Source organism: uncultured Sphingomonas sp. (genome assembly GCF_946477935.1).
In the GTDB taxonomy this organism is placed as follows: domain Bacteria; phylum Pseudomonadota; class Alphaproteobacteria; order Sphingomonadales; family Sphingomonadaceae; genus Sphingomonas.
The window spans coordinates 1-2,587 of record NZ_CAMLAC010000349.1 but is presented as its reverse complement, the minus strand read 5'-3'; the positions used below and the strand labels follow the sequence as shown (position 1 = coordinate 2,587).

General features: G+C 71.1%; 1 protein-coding gene and 1 pseudogene. Both read right to left on the bottom strand.

From position 1 onward, the window contains the following. A partial coding sequence (locus tag Q0U08_RS19715) for a GDSL-type esterase/lipase family protein (protein WP_298093490.1) occupies positions 1–1,963 on the bottom strand: 1,963 nt, incomplete at its 3' end. Positions 1,964–2,020: 57 nt separating this feature from the next. Further along, positions 2,021–2,587: pseudogene (locus tag Q0U08_RS19710) on the bottom strand (Na+/H+ antiporter); the annotation flags it as partial.

Sequence of the window (2,587 nt, the reverse complement as noted above, 5' to 3'; positions counted from 1 at the left end):
AAGCGGTAGGCCCCGGCCGAGACGGGTCGACCGCTGCCGCATAGAAGGGATCGCGCTCCACCTCGGCCAAGGGCGCGAAGCGGAAGCCCATGGTGCGGTACATGGCGAGTAGCCGGGGCAGCATGCGCGCGGTGAATGCGCCGGCATGCATCAGCAGCACCTGCGGCGTCTCGCCCCCTGCGGCCCGCGCCGCGACGGCGGCGGCGCGCGCATCGGCCAGATATCCCGCCTCAAGCCGCGCGACGGCGGCGGCATCGCCCTTCGCCATGCAGGCGGCATAGGGGGCATTCCAGTCGTAATCGGCGAAGCTCGTCGTCACCGCCGCGATGCGGTAGCCACGTTCTGCCAGCACCCCGCGCGCCGCATCGCGCACGCCGGGATCGCTGCCTTCGTTCAGGAAGGGGTAGCGGAACCAGTGCCAGTCCCCCGGCGCCACGCGCCGCAACACCGCTTCGTTCCGCGCCAGGTCCGCCGCGAACCCCGCCGCGCCCAGCGTATCGAGCGCGGTATGCGCATAGCCATGGCTGCCCAGCGCCAGCCCAGCGCGCGTCCACGCCGCGGTCGCCGCGGCGCTGTCCGCCGGCGTATCGGTGCCGAACCCGCCGTTCAGGAAGCCGAACGCCGGTGCCTTCTCGGCCGCCAGCGTCGCGGCGATCTGCCGCACCACGCTCAATCGCGTGACGCCCGGGGGCAGGGGGCCGTGCGCGGGCAGATCGTCGAAGGTCAGCGCCATTGGCGTTGCCGCGGCCGGCGCGAACAACCCCAGCGGAACCGCCTCGCCCATCGCGCGATAGCCGGCCTCGGACGGGTGGAGATGGTCGCCGGAGTCATATTGCGGTGCCAGCCGGTCGGGATGCACGGGATCGCGCATCACCGCGTCGAAGTCGATCACCGCGTCGAACGTACCGCTCTCGCGGATGAAGCGGTTGATCGCCTGCCGATCGGCCTCAAGCTCCGGGCCGGGATGGTAATAGTCGTTGCCGCCGAACGGCATGATCGTGCCCCCGATCAGGCCGATACCGCGGGCATGGGCTTTTGCCGCCATGTCGGCGAAAGCACCGGTGATCCGCCGGACGAGTTCGGCATGCGCGGCCGGCGTCGCCGGCGCATCCCGGGTCAGCGTGCCGAGATCGTTCACCCCTTCCAGCAGGATCGCCCAGCGCGCACCGCTGCGACCCAGCACATCGCGGTCGAAGCGATCGACCAGCCGCGGGCCGATCCCGTCGTTCAGCACCCGGTTGCCGCCGATCCCGGCATTGACCAGTCCGATCGTCCGGGTCGAGGCATTGCCGCGCAGGCGTGCCGCCAGCACGTCGGTCCAGCGCGTGTTGCGCTCAGGTTTTACGCCGTAGCCGTCGGTGATCGAGTCCCCCACCGCGACGATCGTGGCCGGACGGGCAGCCGACACGTCGATCCCGGCCAGCCAGTACCAGCGCGTCACCGCCTCGGCACCCGGCAGGTCGGCGTCGGTCACATGATTGCCGCTGGTCAGGAAACTGGTGGCGCGCGCACCGGGATGGCCGGTCTGCGGCGCCGGTACACGGGCCAGATACAGGCTGACCGCAACATCGGCGGCGGGGGGCAGGGCCATGGCGACGACATCGGACCAGCGTTCCTGACCCGCCGCGAGGGTGACGGTTGCCTTGCCCGCGAAGCGCAGCGGCCGGGCCGTGCCCGCACGCGGCGTGCCGGGAGCGGGAGCCAGTGCCACCGCCGCTGCGTCGATGGTCAGCGGCCCGGTGCCATGCGCATTGGACAGCAGCACCCGGACCTGCTTGCCGCCAGTCGAGACGCGCACGATCTGGCGCAGCGTGACGTCGCGGGCGCGGGCCTCCGGCCATGCGGTGTCCCCCGCCGTCGCCATCTGCGCGGCACCCCAGCTCGCCTGCCAGCGATCGGCCGTCGCCGCCGATCCGCCGAGCATCGCCAACACGCCCGCCGCCCAAGCCAAACCCCGCAGCATCGCCCCTCCATCCGTCGATAGCGTTACCTAAGCGGTTCGTGCGACCGGCGGCAAGGATCAGCGGGCGGTGGAAAGCCTGGCGTCGAGCAGGTCTAGCTCGCGCCCCAGCCGGCTCGCCGTTTCCATGTTGATTTCGCGCGTCTGCGCCATGGCGAAGATCGCCTTGCGCTCGGCCCGGATAGCGGCGAGGCGCATGACGCGCTCGGCACTCTCCCATTCGTCCTGCCGCTTGGTATCGGTGTCGTCCGACAGACTGTCGATCCGGTCGCGATAGCCATCCATCAGCCGCGACGCGATCTCGACATAATGATCGACATCCTCGCTGTCCTCGCTCATCCGGTGCTGTTCCTTCTCCAGCGCCGCGATCGCCGCCTGCGCCCCGATCCGCCGTGCTCGGTCACGCTCCGCCTCCGTGCCATGCTCGGGCGGCAGGTCGAGCCCGCGCAGCAGCAGCGGCAGCGCGACGCTGGCGATCACCAGCGAGGCGAGGATCACGCCCGAGGCGAGAAAGATCGCCAGATCGCGGGCTGGAAAAGGGGTCCCGTCGTTCATCGCCAGCGGCAGCGTCAGCACACCGGCCAGCGTGATCGCGCCGCGTGCGCCCGCCACCGACATCGCCGCCAC